General features: G+C 38.4%; 17 protein-coding genes. 6 read left to right on the forward strand and 11 right to left on the reverse strand.

Going from position 1 to position 21,454, the window contains the following annotated elements:
* Positions 1–12: 12 nt before the first annotated feature.
* On the reverse strand, positions 13–372 hold the full coding sequence (locus AAX18_RS03830) for a YraN family protein (RefSeq protein ID WP_005628469.1): 360 nt from the start codon (positions 370–372) through the stop codon (positions 13–15).
* On the reverse strand, positions 372–2,099 hold the full coding sequence (locus AAX18_RS03835) for a penicillin-binding protein activator (RefSeq protein WP_005628471.1): 1,728 nt from the start codon (positions 2,097–2,099) through the stop codon (positions 372–374). The genes AAX18_RS03830 and AAX18_RS03835 overlap by 1 nt, the downstream gene beginning before the upstream one ends.
* A 71-nt stretch (positions 2,100–2,170) precedes the next feature.
* Between AAX18_RS03835 and rsmI the strand changes: the two genes are divergently transcribed.
* The 3 genes from rsmI (at position 2,171) to AAX18_RS03850 (ending at position 5,247) form a co-directional block, all read left to right on the forward strand.
* Positions 2,171–3,022: a 16S rRNA (cytidine(1402)-2'-O)-methyltransferase gene (rsmI, locus tag AAX18_RS03840; RefSeq protein ID WP_046953016.1), complete on the forward strand. Its 852-nt coding sequence runs from the start codon at positions 2,171–2,173 to the stop codon at positions 3,020–3,022.
* 102 nt (positions 3,023–3,124) lie between these two features.
* Positions 3,125–4,573: a metalloprotease TldD gene (gene tldD, locus AAX18_RS03845; RefSeq protein ID WP_046953017.1), complete on the forward strand. Its 1,449-nt coding sequence runs from the start codon at positions 3,125–3,127 to the stop codon at positions 4,571–4,573.
* A 122-nt stretch (positions 4,574–4,695) separates the two neighbouring features.
* Positions 4,696–5,247: an NlpC/P60 family protein gene (locus tag AAX18_RS03850; protein WP_005626045.1), complete on the forward strand. Its 552-nt coding sequence runs from the start codon at positions 4,696–4,698 to the stop codon at positions 5,245–5,247.
* Positions 5,248–5,331: 84 nt separating this feature from the next.
* On the opposite strand, the gene fbp is transcribed toward AAX18_RS03850, so the two are convergent.
* Positions 5,332–6,333 carry a class 1 fructose-bisphosphatase gene (gene fbp / locus AAX18_RS03855; RefSeq protein ID WP_046953018.1) on the reverse strand — a complete coding sequence of 334 codons (1,002 nt, stop codon included), beginning with the start codon at positions 6,331–6,333 and terminating at the stop codon, positions 5,332–5,334.
* A 234-nt stretch (positions 6,334–6,567) separates the two neighbouring features.
* On the opposite strand from fbp, the gene truA reads away from it, so the two are divergent.
* Entirely contained in the window at positions 6,568–7,377 is an 810-nt protein-coding gene (truA, locus tag AAX18_RS03860; RefSeq protein WP_005626049.1) for a tRNA pseudouridine(38-40) synthase TruA, read from the forward strand.
* Positions 7,378–7,468: 91 nt separating this feature from the next.
* On the opposite strand, the gene AAX18_RS03865 is transcribed toward truA, so the two are convergent.
* Genes AAX18_RS03865 through AAX18_RS03890 form a run of 6 tightly spaced genes read right to left on the reverse strand, consistent with a single transcriptional unit; the run spans position 7,469 to position 13,895 of the window.
* Positions 7,469–8,485, reverse strand: a complete 1,017-nt coding sequence (locus AAX18_RS03865) for a YeiH family protein (RefSeq protein ID WP_046953019.1) — start codon at positions 8,483–8,485, stop codon at positions 7,469–7,471.
* A gap of 11 nt (positions 8,486–8,496) precedes the next feature.
* Positions 8,497–9,306, reverse strand: coding sequence for a peptide ABC transporter ATP-binding protein (locus AAX18_RS03870; protein WP_005626053.1), 810 nt, complete (start codon positions 9,304–9,306; stop codon positions 8,497–8,499).
* The gene (locus AAX18_RS03875) at positions 9,306–10,355 is read right to left on the reverse strand and encodes a peptide ABC transporter ATP-binding protein (RefSeq protein WP_046953020.1); all 1,050 of its coding nucleotides are present in this window, start codon (positions 10,353–10,355) and stop codon (positions 9,306–9,308) included. The genes AAX18_RS03870 and AAX18_RS03875 overlap by 1 nt, the downstream gene beginning before the upstream one ends.
* 3 nt (positions 10,356–10,358) lie before the next feature.
* Complete coding sequence (locus AAX18_RS03880; protein ID WP_005626057.1) at positions 10,359–11,246, reverse strand: ABC transporter permease subunit; 888 nt, start codon at positions 11,244–11,246, stop codon at positions 10,359–10,361.
* Positions 11,236–12,201, reverse strand: a complete 966-nt coding sequence (locus tag AAX18_RS03885) for an ABC transporter permease (RefSeq protein WP_046953021.1) — start codon at positions 12,199–12,201, stop codon at positions 11,236–11,238. Before AAX18_RS03885 ends, AAX18_RS03880 begins: the two co-directional genes overlap by 11 nt.
* A complete protein-coding gene (locus AAX18_RS03890) occupies positions 12,201–13,895 on the reverse strand; it encodes an ABC transporter substrate-binding protein (RefSeq protein WP_046953022.1) in 1,695 nt (564 codons plus the stop codon). The genes AAX18_RS03885 and AAX18_RS03890 overlap by 1 nt, the downstream gene beginning before the upstream one ends.
* Positions 13,896–13,964: 69 nt before the next feature.
* Between AAX18_RS03890 and AAX18_RS03895 the strand changes: the two genes are divergently transcribed.
* A complete protein-coding gene (locus AAX18_RS03895; protein WP_046953023.1) occupies positions 13,965–15,377 on the forward strand; it encodes a YcjX family GTP-binding protein in 1,413 nt (470 codons plus the stop codon).
* Between the two features lie 37 nt (positions 15,378–15,414).
* On the opposite strand, the gene ppc is transcribed toward AAX18_RS03895, so the two are convergent.
* Both ppc and purR read right to left on the reverse strand, forming a co-directional pair.
* Positions 15,415–18,054 carry a phosphoenolpyruvate carboxylase gene (gene ppc, locus AAX18_RS03900; RefSeq protein WP_046953024.1) on the reverse strand — a complete coding sequence of 880 codons (2,640 nt, stop codon included), beginning with the start codon at positions 18,052–18,054 and terminating at the stop codon, positions 15,415–15,417.
* 183 nt (positions 18,055–18,237) lie between these two features.
* Positions 18,238–19,248: an HTH-type transcriptional repressor PurR gene (purR, locus tag AAX18_RS03905; protein WP_046953025.1), complete on the reverse strand. Its 1,011-nt coding sequence runs from the start codon at positions 19,246–19,248 to the stop codon at positions 18,238–18,240.
* 355 nt (positions 19,249–19,603) lie between these two features.
* On the opposite strand from purR, the gene dapD reads away from it, so the two are divergent.
* Positions 19,604–20,431 carry a 2,3,4,5-tetrahydropyridine-2,6-dicarboxylate N-succinyltransferase gene (gene dapD / locus AAX18_RS03910; RefSeq protein ID WP_005626071.1) on the forward strand — a complete coding sequence of 276 codons (828 nt, stop codon included), beginning with the start codon at positions 19,604–19,606 and terminating at the stop codon, positions 20,429–20,431.
* Positions 20,432–21,454: the final 1,023 nt, after the last annotated feature.

Below are 21,454 nucleotides of genomic sequence, written 5' to 3' on the forward strand. Positions count from 1 at the left end.
CATAAAAAGCCATTAATCGAGAAAATTAGGAATCCATTGAATATCTTGGGGCGTTTTGCCAAAGGCGATTAAGTCAAAACGACAATCGGCGTCTTCTAAACTCATATTTTGTTTCATTAGCCATAAATTTGCAGCATCCAACCATTTTTGTTGTTTTTGCCAATCTACGCTTTCTATTGCCGAGCCAAAGGCATTATTAGAACGCTGGCGAACTTCAACAAAAACGATGGTTTCTTTGTCACTCATAATAAGATCAAGTTCACCACATTTGAAATTTTGATTAGCTGCAATAAATTTTAAGCCTTTTGATTCTAAAAAAAGGCGAGCTTGATGCTCAAAGCTCGCCCCTTGTTGACGTTTTAAAGAAAACATTAGTTTGCGACCGGTACAACTGCACCATCTTGATATTGATACCAAGTCATATCGCGTTCAACATTACAATTTGTACCCGCACTTAAAATACCGGTTAAACCACTTAAGCGATATCCTGGAACTTGGCGCAATTCATTAAATTGATTGATGAGTAACCAAGCATCAGCACCCATTGCGTATAAACGCATTAATTGATATTCACCGCCAGTTGTTTTGGCTAGTTTTTGATATTGTGGTGAATTGGTTTCTTTAAAAAATGGAATATCACTAAATTGAACACCATTCATTTGAGCGACAAACTCAGGATTGCTACTTGCTGTATTGGAGCTTGAGCGTGAGCTTGCATAAATACGTAAATTTGGTGCGCTATTCGTTAAATAACCTTTCATTTCAACCAATTCATCTGGATTAGCGACCACGTAAAGTGCGGTTGAATTTGAACCATTTTCTTGAAGGAAATAAGTGACATCCGCCGGTAAATTATAGTAACGAATATTCGCATCTGTGCCCGCTAATTGTTGCCAACGTACATTAAATGCATTACCTACTCGTTGTCCTAAATCATTTTGCGGCATGGCGACGAGTGGACTACGAATTCCATCATTCCACATTTTATTTGCAGCGGATTCTGCTTCATCTTCTGGTGAAAGTCCATAATAGCAAAGTTGACCAATTGCACGAGAATTTGGTGTTGCATTTAATGCAAGCACATCCATACCTTGAATTTGTGCAGGATCCGCTAAAATTACATCAAGATTTTGTTTTAGTAATGGACCCACTAACGTTTTAATCCCCGCTTGTTTTGCTTGTGCAATGATATCTTGTACAGAACTCATTGAGGTATCAAATACTTGCACTGGAATGGTTGAGTTACCTTTCGCGTCGTTGAAACCCGATTGAATGGTTGTACCAAGAATTTGTCCGTCACCACTTAATGGCAATAGTAAACCAATTTGTGACACATTCGTTTGTTGGAAATTAAGCAATGTAAGCAATTCTTTTGGGAATAACGTTGCGGCTGCATGATTTGGGTAAGCATTTTTCCAACTTTGCAATGCTTGGCTTAATTGAACTGGTTGACGAATATAATCATTGTAGGTTTTGATTAACGTTAACCAACCACCTAAAGCCGCGTTGCCTTCATCTGAAGCATTATTGATTACACCAGTATTTGCTGAACGTAATAATGCCCAAGTTTTATCAACGTTATCTTGACGACGTTGTACATCTGTTAAATTCTCATCAATTTTTACCCGCGCTTTTACGGCTTCAATGATGTCTTTACGGTTTTCAGCAACAATAGCTAAGGTTTCGTAATAACGAGATTTTTGTGACGGGCTTAATTTATTTAAATCCAATGCACGTAATTGATTTTGAGCGACTTCATTAGCATTTTTTGCAGCAGAAATTCTCGCTTCAATTAATGCACGATCTAATTTTTGCGCATCATTTAATTCACCTAATTCACTTAATAAAGCTTCTGATTGTTCAACTTTATTTTCACTGATTAACACGCGAGCCGCGAGCAATTTATAGGTTTGTTGATCTTCAAGTTCTTGTGCTTGTCCTAATTTATTCATATAAAATTCAGAACTTGCATTCGCATCTTGTTGTAAAGTTTGCGTAAAACTGCTGCCAAGTAGATTTGAACAGCCAGCTAAGGCCATTGACAATAAAATTGGCATTAAACGTTTTTTAAAACGTCCGCCTTGTAATAGAATAGACATTCTTGCTCCATCATGAACAGACAATAATTGTGGCAGATCTTACTTATCTCATAACTTAAAAGCAAACAAAAATGACTGATTTAACCGGAATTTTATACATTGTTGCCACACCGATTGGCAATTTACAGGATATTACCCATCGTGCTTTAGATACTTTTGCGCAAGTGGATTTAATTGCAGCAGAAGATACCCGTCATAGTGGTCTTTTATTAAGTCATTACGGTATCAAAAAGCCCTTTTTTGCTTTGCATGATCACAATGAACAAGAAAAAGCCCATATTTTGGTGGAAAAACTCAAGCAAGGTAGCAATATTGCTTTGATTTCTGATGCGGGGACGCCATTAATTAGTGATCCTGGTTTTCATTTAGTACGCCAATGCCGTGAAGCTGGCATTCGCGTTGTTCCTTTGCCTGGAGCATGTGCGGCAATTACCGCACTTTGCGCATCGGGGATTGCTTCTGATAGATTTTGTTTTGAAGGCTTTTTACCTGCGAAAAGTAAAGCTCGCAAAGATAAATTAGAAAATATCGCAGAAGAAGACCGCACTTTAATTTTTTATGAATCCACTCACCGTATTTTAGATACATTAGAAGATATGCAATCGGTGTTAGGGGAAGAACGATATATTGTGTTAGCCCGTGAAATTACTAAAACTTGGGAAACGATTACGGGTAATACGATTAAAAATTTACGAGAATGGCTTTTAGAAGACCCCAATCGTACAAAAGGCGAGATGGTTTTGATTGTGGAAGGCAAACCAAAATCTGACAATAACGATGAAATTTCTCCACAAGCAGTGAAAGCGCTTGAATTAATTGCAGAAGAATTACCGCTAAAAAAAGCGGCGGCTATTGTTGCTGAGTTGTATGGTTATAAGAAGAATGCTTTGTACCAATTTGGATTAGCGCATTTGGAAAAATAACCTCAAAATTAACCGCACTTTATTCATCTGATGTTAATCTGTGCTGTTGCACCAAACGGACACAAGCTCTTACAAGATATTTACTTTTAGACTGGAAAAAATATGTTAAACCAAGTTTCAAATACATTACTGACACCAAGTAATCTTTCAACTAAAGCATTGCTCAATATTTTCGATATGATGTCGCATCGTAATATTGACTATGCTGATTTGTATTTTCAACTTAGCCAAGATGAAAGTTGGGTATTGGAAGATGGCATTATAAAAGAAGGCGGTTTTCATATTGATCGTGGTGTTGGCGTGCGAGCAGTTTCTGGTGATAAAACAGGTTTTGCTTATGCGGATCAAATTAATCTCGCCTCTTTGCAGCAATGTGCGGAGGCTGTAAAGGGGATCGCGCAAGTCAAACAGGGGAATTTGATTTCGCCATCTGCTTTTAATGTTGTAAATCCGATTGCTCGTTATGCAGCGATTAATCCTTTGGAAAGTTTGACTAAAGAGAAAAAAATTGAGCTATTACATTTAGTTGATCGTACAGCACGCGCGGAAGACCATCGCGTAACCCGCGTATCAGCAAGCCTTAGTTCCGCTTATGAAGAAGTATTAGTCATGGCGACGGATGGTACGCTAGCCGCAGATATTCGTCCTTTAGTTCGCTTATCTATTTCTGTGTTAGTAGAAGAAAATGGCAAACGTGAACGAGGCAGTTGTGGTTCTGGTGGGCGTTTCGGTTTAGATTGGTTCTTTGAAGTTGTTGATGGCGATATTCGAGCAGTTCGATTTGCTAAAGAAGCGGTTCGTCAAGCTTTAGTAAATCTTAGCGCAATTGCGGCACCTGCTGGATTAATGCCAGTTGTATTAGGTGCTGGTTGGCCAGGCGTGTTGTTACACGAAGCGGTAGGTCACGGTTTAGAAGGGGATTTTAATCGTAAAGAAAGTTCACTTTTCACAGGCAAGATTGGAGAACAAGTGACTTCACCGTTATGTACGATTGTGGATGATGGCACGATTGAAAATCGTCGAGGTTCATTAACTATTGATGATGAAGGTGTGCCAAGCCAGTGCAATGTACTCATCAAAGATGGGATCTTGCAAGGTTATATGCAAGATAAAATGAATGCTCGTTTGATGGGCGTGGCGCCAACGGGGAATGGACGACGTGAGTCTTATGCTCATTTACCAATGCCTAGAATGACTAACACTTATATGCTTGCTGGCCAAAGTCAGTTTGATGATTTGATTGCTTCTGTAGAACAGGGCATTTATGCACCGCACTTTGGTGGTGGGCAAGTGGATATTACGTCTGGTAAATTTGTATTTTCTACTTCAGAAGCTTATTTAATTGAAAAAGGAAAAATTACGAAACCTGTGAAGGGCGCAACTTTAATTGGCAGTGGCATTGAAGTGATGCAAAAGATTTCTATGGTTGCAGATAAATCAGAACTTGATTTAGGTATCGGAGTTTGTGGTAAAGAAGGGCAAAGTGTGCCAGTTGGTGTTGGACAGCCAGCACTAAAAATTGATGAAATTACCGTAGGTGGTACAAATTAAACCAAAATTGCGTAAAAGATCACAAAAATTCCATTAAAATTGGATTTTTACTGGCAATTTCATTCAAATTTTGATAGTCTCGGGTAAAGTTGTATTTTTATATCTTTTAATTATTTTAAATTATGTTGAAAAGAATTTTAGTTATTATCGGTTTAGCGACGCTTGCAACCGCTTGTTCTAATGGTCCTCGAACGGCAAATCATCAAGTTATTTCAGAAAGTGATGATGCTCAATTAACCGGTTTGATTAGTAATTTAGAAAAAGGTAATCGTTCAGGGATTTTCCACAAAGTGAGAACAAACCGTTCATCTGCATTGATGGGTGATAAGGCTTTAGCTGGTGTTTATAATGAATGGGTAGGCACTCGTTATCGTATGGGCGGTACAACTAAACATGGTATTGATTGTTCTGCATTTATGCAAACAACTTTTTCTGAAGCATTTGGTATTGAATTGCCGCGTTCTACGGCTGAACAGCGCTATTTAGGTAAACAAATTAGTAAATCAGAGTTGAAAAAAGGCGATTTAGTTTTCTTCCGTAGAAATAACCATGTCGGTGTTTATATTGGTAACAACCAATTTATGCATGCAAGTACAGGGCAAGGTGTGACGATAAGTTCCCTTGATGAAGAATATTGGGCTAGAACTTACACTCAATCGCGCCGTATCATATAATGAAAAAGAAAACCGAACATTAAGTTCGGTTTTTTTGATCAGTTTATTGATAAAAATCTCCTCTTTTAATCGAGGAGATTTTTATTATTCTTTGAATTCTTCCATCATTTCTTGCGCTTTTTTCACCATATCTTGTGAACCAACAAATAATGGAACTCGTTCATGAAGTGCGGTTGGTTCGATATCTAAAATTCGACGATAACCATCTGTTGCTACACCACCAGCTTGCTCCGCTAAAAATGCAATTGGATTGCCTTCATATAATAAACGAAGTTTGCCATTTGGATAGTTAGTTGCACTTGGGTAAATATAAATGCCGCCTTTTAATAAGTTGCGGTGAAAGTCTGCTACAAGTGAACCAATATAGCGAGAGGCGTAAGGGCGATTGGTCGCTTTATCTTCTTCTTGGCAATATTTAATATATTTTTTCACACCTTGTGGGAATTTGAGGTATTGTCCTTCATTGATGGAATAAATACGGCCAGTTTTTGGCATTTGCATATTTTCATGCGACAGACAGAATGTACCGATTGATGGATCATAAGTAAAACCATTAACCCCATGACCAGTGGTATATACCAACATAGTTGATGAGCCGTAAACAATATAACCTGCAGCAACTTGTTTATTCCCTGGTTGTAAGAAATCTTCTAAGGTGACTGGCGTGCCAATTGGAGATACGCGACGGTAAATAGAGAAAATTGTACCGACGGATACGTTTACATCAATATTCGAAGAACCATCAAGGGGATCCGTTAAAATAATGTATTTGGCATTGCGTCCACGTTCCGTATCAAACGCGATAAAACTTTCTTCTTCTTCAGATGCAAAACCAGCCACTTCTTCACGCGCCATTAATGCCGCTTTCATCGTGTTATGAGCGAATAAATCAAGTTTCATTTGACTTTCGCCTTGTACGTTTTCAACACCTGATTGGCCGAGAATATTTGTTAAGCCTGCTTTATTAATATCTCGGTGAATAATTTTCGCTAAAAGACGAATTGACGACAAAATACCACTCAATTCTCCTTTTGCATTTGGGTATTCTGCCTGGCGTTCAACAATAAATTCACTCAATGTTTTCATAATTTTCCTTTTAGTTTTTCATAATATGTTGATTAATTATAGGTAATTTGGAGTGTAAACTCTAATGATAGATTATCAGAATGAGATCTTTATCACAAAAATGTCACATTTATTGCTGTAATTTTTGGAAGCTATCACTTATTTGTTAATAAATTCTGGAGTGATTTTGTGAATTTGCGCTCCAAATAAACTTGAGCTACCATAACCGCACTTTATTAAGCCAAAAGGTAAAAAATGAAAATCGCATTAGGCATTGAGTATAACGGGCAAAATTATTATGGTTGGCAGAGACAAGAAAAAGTCCGCAGTGTACAAGAAGAATTAGAAAAGGCGCTTTCTTGTATTGCGAATGAAAAAATTGAAATATTTTGTGCTGGCAGAACGGATTCTGGTGTGAGTGGAACGGGGCAGGTTGTTCATTTTGAAACGAATTCGGTTCGTCCAGAGAAGGCTTGGGCTTTTGGTACTAATGCTCATTTACCTGATGACATTGCAGTGAGTTGGGCAAAACAAGTCGATGATGAATTCCATGCGAGATTTTCTGCAACAGCACGCCGTTATCGCTATATTTTTTATTGTAATAAATTACGCTCTGCGATTTTAGCGGGAGGAATGACTCATTGTCATTTAGATTTAGATGCCGAAAAAATGCATCAGGCAGGGCAATGTTTATTAGGAGAACATGATTTTTCCTCTTTCCGCGCTGCACAATGTCAGTCCCATACCCCTTGGCGTAATGTGCATCATTTGAATGTGTCTCGTATTGGAAAATATATTATTGTTGATATTCAAGCGAATGCTTTTGTGCATCATATGGTGCGCAATATTGTGGGAAGTTTGATTGAGGTCGGTGCTGGAAATAAGCCGATTGAATGGATGCAATGGCTACTTGAGCAGAAAAATCGTCAGCTTGCCGCACCAACAGCAAAACCCGATGGATTGTATTTGGTTGATGTGATTTATCCGCAAAAGTTTGATATTCCTAAACGTCCAATTGGTCCTTTATTTTTAGAGGATGGTTTATTAAATCGTACTTTGAAATAGAGCGTAATTTAATCCTTTAAATAAGCATATCTGAAAATATTCTTCATAAAAAAGACCGCACTTTAAAAGTGCGGTCAATCTTAAGTGAATTTTATATTAATTTTGATATTCCATAGTTCACTAAAAATCCCCCAATCACTAGCCATAAATAAATCAGTATCCCTAAAATCAGAGGTTTTAGTCCTGCCTTTTTTATTGCGCTTGCTTGCGTAGTTAAGCCAAGCGCAGCCATTGCTGAAATTAATAAGAAAGAATCGATTTCAACTAATAATTTCGCGAGTTCTTTTGGTAATAAATCAAAAGAATTAAAAATGGCAACGCCAATAAAAAGTACAGCAAACCAAGGAATTGTAATTCTGTGTGATGTATTTTCTGATACCCCATTACTACGTGTTAATAACCAAGAAAGCATTAATAAAAATGGTGCGAGCATCATCACTCGGATCATTTTGGTAATGACGGCGGTATTCGCTACGATAGGATCTATATTTCCCCCTATCGCGTAAACTTGAGCCACTTCATGCACGCTAGAGCCAACATAAATACCGAATTGATGAGCGTTAATTAAATTTTGTGACCAAGTGTAGAAAAATGGATAAGTAAAAATAGAAAGCATCCCGAAAATGACCACTACGGCAATCGCCACTGAAACTTTATGAGATTCTGCTTTGGTAACAGGTTCTGCTGCCATTACCGCTGCTGCACCACAAATACTACATCCAGCCCCAGTGAGATAAACCAATTGTTTATCCATTTTTAGATAACGAATACCCAAAAGTGCGGTAAGAAAAAAGGTTGAAACCAGCATAATCGCATCAGTGACAACAGCATTTAATCCAACATCTGCGATATCGCCAAAGGTGAGTCGAAAACCATACAGCACAATGCCTGTGCGAAGAAGAGGACCTTTCGCAAATAATACACCTTTTTCCACTTGTGCAGAAAATTGCGGGTAAATGGTATTGCCGATTGCCATTCCCAGCAAGATGGCAATAATTAAGGCACTGATATGATAGTGATGAGAAAAGTCGGTACTCCCTAAGTAGCTAGCAAGTACAGCGATAATCGCGATAAATATAAGTCCGAAATAAAAGGGACGAGAGTTCATTTTTTCTTTCCTTAGTTCGTATGAGTTTCCTTTACCCAGGCACTTTCATCCAAAATTTTTCCAAAATAACTTTCCACTAAACGGCCAGTTACATCTGTTTGTGGATCGGTAAATAGCGTTTTAGGCGTACCGCTCTTTATCATTCTCCCTTTATCCATCACGATGACTGTGTCTGCAATATGTTTAATCACGCCGAGGTCTTGCCCTACATAAATGTAAGAGATGCCCAAACGTTGCTGCAGATCAAGGGTTAAATTTAGTAATTGAATGCGTACCGAGGCATCTAAATTACCAAGTGCATCATCTATAATAATTATTTCAGGTTCTAAAATCAGCGCGCGAGCCAAAGCGACACGCTGTTTTTGGCTGATAGAAAGATTTTTGATTTTTAGATTTGTGTAATCGGGGTAAAGTCCTACAAGTAACAGTGTTTCAAAGATTTTTTGATTGCGACGTTCTTCATCCCAATCTGTTGCTAAACGTAGCGGCGCATCTAATGCTTCACCGATATTTAAGCGAGGATTAAACGCTGAATTCGCATCTTGGAACACCATTCGAATATGTTGCGCGCGGTATTGAAAATCCTCAAATTGCAATTCATGATCGTTAAATAAAATTCTGCCAGAAGTGGGCTGTGTAATGCCCGCGATCATTTTTACTAACGTTGATTTTCCAGAACCATTTTTGCCGATAATCGCCAAAGTTTGTTGGCGTTCAAGAGAAAAACTTACGTTTTCTACCGCATTAAAGTCACTCGTACCAAATAAACGCTTGCGGCCTTTGAAAGTTTTAGTCAAATCTTCTACTTGTAATAACGGCATTATTCACTTCCTTTGCTTGCAAGGGTTAATGGTGCGCTCATTGCTTTTTCTTTGAAGGTTTTCTCGCGTAAATTAATTGGATAATGGCAAGAAAATTCATGTTGTTTTATTTTGAATCGAGTTGGTTTTTCAATACATTTTTTCTGTGCAAAAGGACAACGAGGACCAAGACGGCAACCAATAGGCATTTGTTCTAAAATTGGCACGGTACCTTCTAAGGTGCTTAGTTTGGTTTTAAATCCCAAAGGCTGCGTAAAATCAGGTACGGCATTAATCAATGCTTGTGTGTAAGGATGATGAGGACTTTCAAGCAACATTTGCGTTGTGCCTGATTCCGTATTTTGCCCGCAATAGAGTATAGAAATCTGATCGCACCATTCACTAATACTTCTGATGTCATTGCTAGCCAATAAAACGGTTGTACCTTGGTTTTGGTTCATACTCGAAAGTAATCGAAATACCTGTAATGCTGTTGTAGCTTCTAATGCATTAGTCGGTTCATCGGCAATGAGCAAGCGAGGCTGATTTGCCACTGCGATAGCAATCATGACTTTTTGTCCTTCACCTTCCGTTAATTCATTAGGATAGCTTGCCATGATATCTTTGTGTTCTTTTATCCCTACACGATGCAATAATTCAATGGCACGGCGTTTTTTCCAACCAAACCATTGCCACCATTTTCCTTTAAATGTCCAATTCGGGATATTTTGGATTAATTGTTTACCAATTTTCCGACTTGGATCAAGACAAGAAAGAGGATCTTGGAAAATCATGGATATTTCTTTACCCACTAACTTTCGACGTTTATTAGGACTGAGTTTTAGTAACTCTACATCATGAAAACGAAAGCGATCTGCGGTAATAATCCAGTTTTCTTTGATGGCATTACAAATTACTTTAGCGATTAAACTTTTACCAGAACCTGATTCGCCAACAAGCCCACAAATTTCCCCTTCATTAATCGATAAGTTTACGCCGTCCACAATCTTAACGAGGCCGTTTGAGGTTTGTATTTCGATATTTAGGTTACGGATGTCTAGTAGTGCCATAAATTATTCGTAATATTGGTTGATAGCTTTAGTTAAGCCATTGCTAAAAATAATGCTTAATAAAATGGTAAAAATAATTGCAAAGCCAGGGAGTAATACTGTCCAAGGTGCAAGATAGAGGAGTTCTAAAGAATCTCGAATCATTGCGCCCCATTCTGGGGTTGGTCGCTGTGCGCCAAGAGAAATAAAACTCAAGGCGCTAATATCCAATATGGCGACAACAAATGCGCGTGCAATTTCTTGAACATAGACTACGGTGATATTTGGCAAAATCGTACTTTTTAATAACTCCCAGTTAGAAATGCCCTCGAGTTTTAACATGAGCACGTAATCTTTTTTCAATTCTTGTTGAATGGCTCGATAAATTGCATGGATGAAATACGGCAATATCGCTAAAAGTGTTGCGAACATTGCATTCAATAAACTCGGTTCCATCAGAGTGGAAATCACGATGGCAATGAGCAAAATAGGGAGAGATAAAAAGGCATCGAAAATATGGCCGACAAAACGCGCTTTTAAGCCCTTCAACATACCCGCAACAATGCCAAGCGTTCCACCAATTAAGGCAACTGCAAGTACGACTAGCAACGATGATCCAATCGTGTAACTTGTGCCCATAATTAGCCGGCTTAGTACATCACGGCCTAAATCATCAGTACCAAAGAAAAAGGCAATTTGCCCTTTTTCAACCCAAGATGGCGGCATTAATTCTTGCCCAACAAACTGCATATTATGAGCATAAGGTGCGATCCAACCGCTGAAAAGTGCGGTTAGAATTAACAACGTTAATAAATAAAAGCTGAACAACGCAACGGTATTTTTGCGAAATAGTAGCCATATTTGGAATATTGAGGTATTTTCTCGAAATTCTTCAGGTTCTTTATCTTGCATACCAACCTTTCTTTTTAAATGGATCGAGCACGAAAGTAAGCGCTTTAATGAATGTGTCGATCAAAATAATGCAAACGCCAATAACAACTACACCCGCAGAAATACTATTGTAATCTTGTTGCATTACGGCATCGATCAGCCAGCGACCAATTCCAGGCCAACCCAAAGCTGTTTCTACCAACATACATTGAGTTAATACTAGGGTGAACACGCGCGGTACTTGTGGAACAAGCAGAGGAAACGTATTACGGAATACATATTGATGGAGAATTTTCCATTTTGACCAACCCCGTGTCGTGGCAACTTTGGCAAAATTTTGGTTCAAAACATATTCTACTCGTTGTTGAATAATTCGGATAATTTCCATTGTTGGCAAAATACAAAGCACAAGTGTCGGTAAGGCTAAATGTTGCAAAACATTTTGTACAATTTTGGTGCGATAAGGCACATCTATAAACCAAACATCAATGACTGGGAAACCAGTAATCGGTTTTATTTCATAGAGTAAATTGTATTGCCCAATAGATGCAATTTCCCAATGATTTACTGCCGCCACATAAAGTAAAATCGGCGCAAGCCAAAATATAGGGATCGACAAACCAACATAAGATAAACTTTTTAAACTCTTGGCAAAAATATGCTGAGAATTTACCGCACTTATAATGCCAAGCGGTACGCCGAGAATGAACGCTAATAAAAGTGCGGTAAAACAGAGCTCTAATGTGGGTGGAAGTACCGTTAGAATCAAATCTATCAGAGATTTTCCACCGTTATAAGTAATCCCAAAATCGCCATGTAATAAGGTGCTTAAATAATTAAAATAACTGGTGTAAATATTGTGAGTGACGAGATCTGCATTAAGCGGATCTCGCAATAAAATCACGAAACTTAGCAAAGATAACACAAGCAAAAGCAAGGTTATCCAAAGGGTATGGCGAATAACAGACCACAACATTAGGGTTTCTCCTTGTGTAAGCGTAAGTCAGAAAAGTTAAGACTACCAAAAGGTGTCATTTCCACGCCTTTTACTATGCTATTTGCCACCAAAATGCGTTTTACATTCGCGATAGGGATAATCGGCAATTCATGTAGAATAAGTTCTTGAGCGTCATTATAAGCGCGAGCCCGTTCAGATAAATTAGAGGTGGCAATCGCGCGATCCATTAAATTATTAAATTCTTCGTTACACCAGTTAGATAAATTTGTGATTTCATTTTGCGTATTACAGCTCAAAATAGGGCGCATAAATCCGTCAGGATCAAGATTTCCTGCTAACCATCCTGCTAAAATTAAATCGTAGTTTTCTGATTTATTGCGAAGTTGCTCACTCAAAAATGTGCGTGTCACTGTCCGCACTTTCACTTTCACGCCGACTTGATCCAAATCAGATTTAATCATTTCCGCCATTTTAAAAGGTGCGGGGTTATACATTTGTTCTTCATTAATCACCCATAAATTGAGCGAAAGATGTTTATTTTCTAATTTTTTCTTCGCGACTTTTGGACTGTAATCAAAGTCAAATTCTGGCGTGTTTACGCTAGAAGCCCAAGATATTTCAGGAATAATATTATTCGCTACTGTTGCAGTATTGTGATAGATGTTGTGAATAATACGTGCGCGGTTCAAACTTTGTGAGATAGCTTCTCGAATGGTGCGATCCTGCATCAATGGTTTTTCAAAATTGAAGGCAAGATATGCCAAATTCATTCCGTCAGTAGATTGCATATAGTAGTGCTTATCGTTGCTCTTTAATAAGCCAATTTGGCTCACTTCAGGATAAGAGGCTATTTGACATTCATTATTGAAAAATTTGACGAGTCGCCCGTTTCTATCAGTAGATAAATCCACGATAATATTTTCAATTTTTGCTTCTTTTTTCCAATAGTTTTCGTTACGCATTAAGCGAACATATTGGTTATACACATAATCCTTTACTTGATAAGGCCCAGTGCCCACGGGGTGAGTATCTAATTGAGTGAGATTATCGTCAGCGCTTAATTGATAGGCATATTCTTGTGAAAAAATAATGGCATATTGGCTGGCAAGATGCGACAAGATCGATGAATCAGGCTCAAACAATTCAATTTTCACTTGATAAGGTGAAAGTGCGGTCACTGATTTAATTTTTTCATTAAGCTTAATGCTATCAAAATAAGGAAAGCGAACTTTTCTTGCTTGCTCGTGAAACACTTTATATTGTGGATTTTTATAGGTAATTGCTGTTTCTGCTAAGGTTGGCAAGTAAGTATCATGACCCAATACACGATTAATTGAAAACACCACATCTTCCGCATTAAAATCACGAGTTGGGGTAAACCAAGGCGTATGATGAAATTTCACCCCACGGCGTAAATTAATTAAAATTTCTTTGTTATCTGGTGAAATTGAATAGGATTGCGCAAGCACAGGCGTAACATTTGCGCTATGGTTTTTGATTTCAAAAAGTTTGTTATAAATTTGTTCTGTGACGACATTCATACTGGTGCCTGCATCTGCAGTTTGTGGATTAAAAGAAAAACCAGAGGCATTAGTACAATAAGTTAGTCCGTTTTCTGTTAGGTGTTCTGGTACGCGCGGAGCTGCTTGAAGTTGAGAATTCAAGCCAATACCAAATAGAAAACAGAAAAACGTAATATTTTTGCGTAACATAACAAATGCATTGTGATAAATTATGTGCCAAATTGTAAGGCATATTAGTAAAAATGGCTAGGATATTGAATGTTTAATAGGGTTCAAAACGAAATCAATCAAATTATTAATCGTGGTTTTGACCGCACTTTACGCTTGGCGGTAACTGGGTTAAGTCGGAGTGGTAAAACAGCGTTTATTACAAGTTTAATCAATCAACTTCTCTCCATTAATCAAAATTCATCACAGCATTTGCCCTTGTTTGAAGCGGCTAGAAATGGTGCGATCTTGGCGGTGAAACGCGTATCCCAACAAGATCTCAGCGTGCCACGTTTTGATTATGAAAGTAATTTAAATGATTTGTCACAAAATCCGCCTCAATGGTTTCAGTCTACTCGTGGCGTGAGTGAAACACGTTTAGCAATTCGTTTTCAACGTCAATCTGGCTTGCTACGTCATTTGAAAGAACGTGGCACGCTTTATCTGGATATTTTTGATTATCCAGGTGAGTGGCTGCTCGATTTGCCGTTGTTAAATCTAGATTTTCAACAATGGTCACAAGAGCAAATCAAGGTTACAACTGGCATTCGTGCAGAATTGGCGCAGAATTGGCGTTCCATGTTGCAGGATTTGGATTTAAGTGCGGTCGCAAATGAAGATGTTTTAGCCAAGATAGCGAAAAGTTATACGGATTATTTAGACCAATGTAAGTCGCAAGGCATGCAATTTATTCAGCCAGGGCGATTTGTATTACCGAGTGATTTAGAGGGCGCGCCAGCATTGCAATTTTTCCCATTGATTCATCTTTCAGAAGAACAATGGCAAACCTTGAAAAAAACAGCCAAATCAAATAGCTATTTTGCCGTGCTGACAAAACGGTATGATTATTATCGCAATAAAATTGTGAAAGGTTTTTACGAAAATTATTTTTCTACCTTTGATCGCCAAGTGATTTTGGCGGATTGTTTAACGCCTTTAAATCATAGCCAGCAAGCCTTTTTAGATATGCAAATGGGCTTAAATCAGTTATTTTATAATTTCCATTATGGCAGCAGAAATTTTCTTCATCGTTTGTTTTCCCCGAGAATTGATCGATTAATGTTTGTTGCGACGAAGGCGGATCATATTACTCGTGATCAAATTCCTAATTTAGTGAGTTTAATGCGCCAAATTGTGCAAGAGGGGGGGCGCTATGTGGAATTTGAAGGAATCGATACGGAATATACCGCCATTGCGGCTGTTCGTACCACAAAGCAAGTGATTGTGAATCAGCAAGGAAAAGAAATTAAAGCAATTCAAGGGATTCGTTCTATTGATAAACAACCGATTACGCTTTATCCAGGAACGGTGCCGAGTAAATTACCAAGAACAGAATTTTGGCAAAAACAACCGCACTTTGATTTTGATAGTTTTGAACCTCAGCCTTTAGAACAAGGGGAGAGTATTCCTCATTTGAGAATGGATGCGGTTTTACAATTTTTATTAAGTGATCGATTTGAATAAAAAAGTGCGGAAAATTTTCCGCACTTTTTTCATCTTTCTAGCCCGTATTGCGCATTCCAGCCGCGATACCTGTGATGGTAATCATTAATGCTTGTTCCACATCGGGATTGACCTGCTCTGGATTTTCACGGAAACGGTGAAGCAATTCCACTTGCAGTAGATTGAGTGGATCCGTGTAGATATTACGCAATGCGATTGAATCTGCAATCCAAGGTAAATCAGACATCAATTCACTTTGGTGAGAAAGTGAAAGCACAGTTTGAATATCATCTTCAAGTTGCTTACGTAAATTTTCACCTAAATACCAAAGTTCTTTTTTCACTAATCGTTGATCATATTGTTGGGAAAGCCAAGCATCTGATTTACTAAATACCATTTCCAACATACCGATTCGAGTTGAAAAGAACGGCCAGTTTTCGCACATTTCATGAATGATATTGCCTTTGCCTTGTTCAATAATTTGACGGATAGAGGCTCCCGCACCTAGCCAAGCGGGCAGCATTAAACGATTTTGCATCCACGCAAAAATCCAAGGAATGGCACGTAAACTTTCCACGCCGCCATTTGGATTGCGTTTTGCAGGGCGAGAGCCAAGCGGCAATTTTGAGAGCTCCTGTTCTGGCGTCGCACTGCGGAAATAAGGAACGAAATCTTTATCGTCACGAACCACACCACGATAAATATCGCAAGAAATAGTGGAAAGCTCGTCCATTATAGTGCGCCATTCTGGTTTCGGTTCTGGTGGCGGTAAAAGATTTGCTTCTAAAATGGCGCTAGCATAGAGATCAAAGGTTTCTACCGCCACAGCGGGCAAACCTAGTTTGAAGCGAATCATTTCGCCTTGTTCTGTCACACGTAAACCATTTTTTAGTGAACGAGGCGGTTGAGAAAGTAATGCCGCATGTGCTGGCGCACCGCCACGACCAATCGTGCCACCACGTCCGTGGAATAAAGTGAGTTCAATGCCAAGTTTTTCTGTTAAATTCACTAAGGCTTCCTGTGCACGGTATTGCGCCCAAGAGGCAGCCATCATTCCCGCATCTTTTGCCGAATCTGAATAGCCAATCATCACCATTTGACGATTATTGATCACGCCACGATACCAACCCACATTGAAAAGTTGAGTCATCACTTTTTCAGCCGCATCTAAATCGTCTAAGGTTTCGAATAATGGCACAACAGGAATATGATATGGCACGCCCGCTTCTTTTAAGAGTAAATGAACGGCTAAAACGTCAGAGGCACTGCGTGCCATCGAAATAACATAACATGCAATGACACCTTGTTTTTGTTGAGCAATCACTTTGCAAGTATCTAAAATTTCTTTGGTTTCAGGCGATGGCGTCCAGTTTTGCGGAATTAATGGACGGCGTGAGCTTAATTCCCGAATTAAGAAAGCCTGTTTATCGTCTTCTGTCCATTGAGAGTAATCGCCTAAACCAATATAGCGCGTGATTTCAGCAATCGCATTGGTGTGACGTGTGCTTTCTTGGCGAATATCCATTTGAGAAAGTGTCACGCCAAAACAACTAATACGGTGCAAAATATTCAACAATGAACCATTTGCAATAATGCGCATACCGCATTGAATTAAAGATTGATAACAATCGTAAAGCGGCTCCCAAAGTTGATTATCTTCTAAAATAATCTCGCTTTCAGATTCGCGCGGTGTGCGATCTGATAGGAGATCATCAAAATAAGCTAATGTTGCCGTAAGCTGATTGCGTAAATTTTTCACCACGAAACGATAGGGTTCTAAATGCTCACCGTATTTAGCACGAAATTCATCGCTACATTTCACCATTGAAAGTTCATCGGCTAATTTGCTGATGTCTTGTAAGAATAAATCCGACGCTTTCCAACGGGCAAAATAAAGCACTTTTTTGGTGATTTGTGCGGTAACAAACGGGTTTCCATCACGGTCGCCACCCATCCAAGAGGAAATTTGTACGGGTTTTAATCCTACTGGCAAATCGTAACCTAAAAATTCACGGGCGGTTTCGTTTAGTTGGCGTAAAAACTCTGGCACAGCTTGCCACAAACTGTTTTCCAACATCGCAAAGCCCCATTTGGCTTCATCAAATGGTGTTGGACGAACAGTACGAATTTCGTTGGTATGCCATGCTTCAGCGATTAAACGAAGTAATAGACGCTCAATAATATTGCGTTCTTTTTCCGTTAAATCATGATGTTCTAGCTTGCTTAAACATTTATTGATTTCAATATGTTTATGAATAAGTGAACGACGGGTTGTTTCTGTTGGATGTGCGGTCAGAACAAGCTCAATTAATAATTTTTCGACGGTTTTATGTACGTCTTCCACTGAGGCATTTTGTTCTTTTAAGCGTTTGAAAAGTTCGCTTAAGGATTGAGAAGAACTTTGTGCAAGAGAATGTTCACGAGAAATCGTTTGATATTGTTCCGCAATATTCGTGAGGTTTAAAAATTGGCTGAAAGCACGTGCGACAGGAATAATATTGTCATTAGAAATACTACCGAGCGTATCGAGCAATTCTTGTCTTGCTTTATCATCACCCGCACGAGAATTACGAGAAAGTTTACGAATATTTTCGATTAATTCGAGAATATCGGCACCTTGGGCATCATTGATGGTTTCTCCGAGAAAACGCCCTAACATACTAATGTTATTGCGTAGAGTGGTGTACTCTTGTGTCATAGGAACTCCTAAAAGTAAAAAATAAACTTCGTAAGTTGGTGATAGATATAGCTAAAAAGGGAAGATAGGGCAAATGCTATTCAAGGAAACTTTGAAGCTAATCAAGAAAAGCTAAAAAATAGATAAAAAAGAACCGCACTTTTTGTGGATTGTTTAAAAAGTGCGGTTTATTTTTAATAAGTTTTATAAAATTGATTTAACAGATTTTCGAATAATAAGCTCAGGACCAATGTCAATACGACTATATTGCTGAACGCTTTGATCTTTTTGACTGATTCGTTCTAATAAAATATTCACCGCCTGTCTGCCTAATCGTAGCTTAGATTGGTGAATGGTGGTTAATGGTGGCGCATAGAAACGTGAAGCATGAATATCATCATAGCCGATAATGGACATATCATCTGGAACGCGTAACCCTTTTTCTGTCAGTGCAGAAATTGCACCTAATGCCATCACATCGTTACAACAGAATAGGGCTGTTGGTAATTCTTCTTGAGCCAGTAAACGATTCATACATTCGTAACCATCTTCAGGCTCAAATGCACCTTCGAAAATCCAAGGTTCATGCACTTCAAGATTCGCATCTGCCATTGCTTTTAAAAAGCCTTCATAACGAGTTTTTGCCGTAGTTTTATTGAGTTCACCGCAGATAATCCCGATTTTTTGATGACCGCACTCTATGAGGTGTTTGGTTGCTAAATAACCGCCATCAAAACTATGATCATCAATTACATCGGTATTCGCATTTGGGCCCCAATCCATTACAACCATTGGAATACTGGAAAATGATGAAAGCAAATCCAATGAATCTTGCGTATATTCAGAACACATCACAAGCAAACCATCTACCCGTTTTTTCGCCAACATTTCTAAATGGTTTTTGACTTTTTCTGGTTCATTTTGTGTATTGCACAAGAACAAAGAATAACCTTGTCGATAGCAATGTTCTTCAACAGAATGAATGATTTCGGCAAAATACGGCGCTTCACTGGTCGTCACAATCATCCCAATGGATTTCGTGGTATTGACTTTCAAACTGCGCGCTACTGCGCTGGGTGAATAGTTAAGCTGCTTAATTGCTAATAACACCGCTTCTTCCGTATCTTTTGCAACGAAGCGAGTTTTATTAATAACATGAGATACGGTTGTGGTGGACACGCCAGCCATTTTTGCGACATCTTTAATTGTTGCCATATTTCGATCCCCAAAAATTTTTGCCTATTATAAAGGTTTGTAAAAAATTTCGTTACTTTTATTGAAATTTTTTTGTAAAAGAGGTGATTTTCTTAAAACAATCTTGTTACAATATGGCACCATTTTTAGTGAGGAGAAAAACATGAGTGATTTTGGTTATGCAATGATTGCAGTTGTATTGAGTATGTCAGTCGTTTGTGGTTTAGCGCTTTCAATTTTTTAATCAATTATGTTTTAGGATCACCGCAGTTTGTTTTAATACAAAGTGCGGTGATTTTTTTAGGTGTTTTTGCGCAGCAAGCGAAAATATGGTAAAACAGATTCCATCTTATTCACACAAAACATAGGAAATACAATGTCAAACTTACAAGCAATTATTGAAGCTGCATTTGAGAAACGTGCAGAAATTACACCGAAAATCGTTGATGCAGAAACGCGTGCAGCGATTGAAGAAGTGATCGAAGGATTAGATTCTGGTAAATACCGTGTTGCAGAAAAAATTGATGGCGAATGGGTAACACATCAATGGTTAAAAAAAGCGGTTTTACTTTCATTCCGTATTAATGACAACCAAATCATTGATGGTGCAGAAACAAAATATTACGACAAAGTGGCATTAAAATTTGCGGATTACACTGAAGAACGTTTTGCTCAAGAAGGTTTCCGTGTTGTGCCTTCTGCAACGGTGCGTAAAGGTGCATACATTTCTAAAAACTGCGTATTAATGCCATCTTATGTAAATATTGGTGCTTACGTTGGTGAAGGTACCATGGTCGATACATGGGCAACGGTAGGTTCATGCGCACAAATCGGTAAAAACGTTCACTTATCTGGTGGTGTAGGCATCGGCGGCGTATTAGAACCATTACAAGCTAACCCAACCATTATCGGTGATAACTGCTTTATCGGTGCTCGTTCAGAAGTGGTAGAAGGCGTTATTGTGGAAGATGGCTGTGTTATTTCAATGGGCGTATTCATCGGTCAATCAACCAAAATTTATGATCGTGAGACTGGTGAAATTCACTACGGCCGTGTACCAGCAGGTTCTGTGGTGGTATCTGGTAGCCTTCCATCCAAATGTGGAAAATACAGCTTATACTGCGCCGTAATCGTGAAAAAAGTGGATGCAAAAACTTTAGGTAAAGTAGGCATTAACGAATTATTACGTTCTATCGAAGAATAATTAAAAAACTTGATAAAAAAGACCGCACTTTAATCATCTGCCCTGAAAAGTTAGTTTAAATTCTAGCTGATTAAGGGCAGATTTTTTATTGTGCTAAATATTTTATTTATACCAATTCATGTTTCATTTGATTTGTAATGTGTAGAATCTTTAATCTTAAAAACTTCCTCTAAATTACCCGCTTTTTTACTTAAATTTTATATTAGCATCGATACAATTGAGCTAATTTTTACTCTAACTTCCTTTTATTTTCCGCATATAGTTACTGGAGTAAAAGTGCAAGTAGGAGATCTTTCTTTTTCTCTTGATACAAGTTCAAGTGTTAATAAGGTTAATAGTATTGTTATTAGGAGTGGTGCTACTGCAACGAGATATAATTCGGTAGCTATTGTAGTTCTTTTACAGACGTTATTAATGGATCACAGTTATATGGTGTGATAAAGAATCTAATTTTGGAGATAATTTTTCTATATGGGGGAGACAATTCTGTTGCGGCCACAGTTATAAGTGATAATTTTGCTAAGAAAAGATTGATGCAGTATTAAAAAATTGAGTCAAGATGTATGGAAGAGAGTCGTTTAAACCTTCTAGAGGGGGCCGCAATAGAATTGTCAGATAATAATATTGTTGTTAATTATAAAAATGAGGGAACATTATGATTTAAATTAGCTAACAATTTAGCTGGGGGTTAGCTAGCGCTACGTTTAGCAATGCGATAGGAGATATGACTGTCATTAATGGCTCAGGCTTGACAATCACCCCGATAGGCAAATCTTCAGTGCCTTTAACGATAAATGTATTAGATATATGATGGTTATGCGATCACGAATGCAGTAGGTCATTTAAAGGATGCAACTATTCCGAAAGCTTATACACGAGGTAAGAGCTTAGTTGGTATTGCAGCTGGTAACTATCAGGGGCAAAATGGTCTTGCAGCTCGCGTAGGTTACCAATGGTAATCAGCTGGTAGCGAAAACATAATGAAAAAACACCGCAAAGTGCGGTGTTTTTTATGTCTTTTTT

The organism is Haemophilus haemolyticus (assembly GCF_001008205.1).
GTDB lineage: Bacteria > Pseudomonadota > Gammaproteobacteria > Enterobacterales > Pasteurellaceae > Haemophilus > Haemophilus haemolyticus_Q.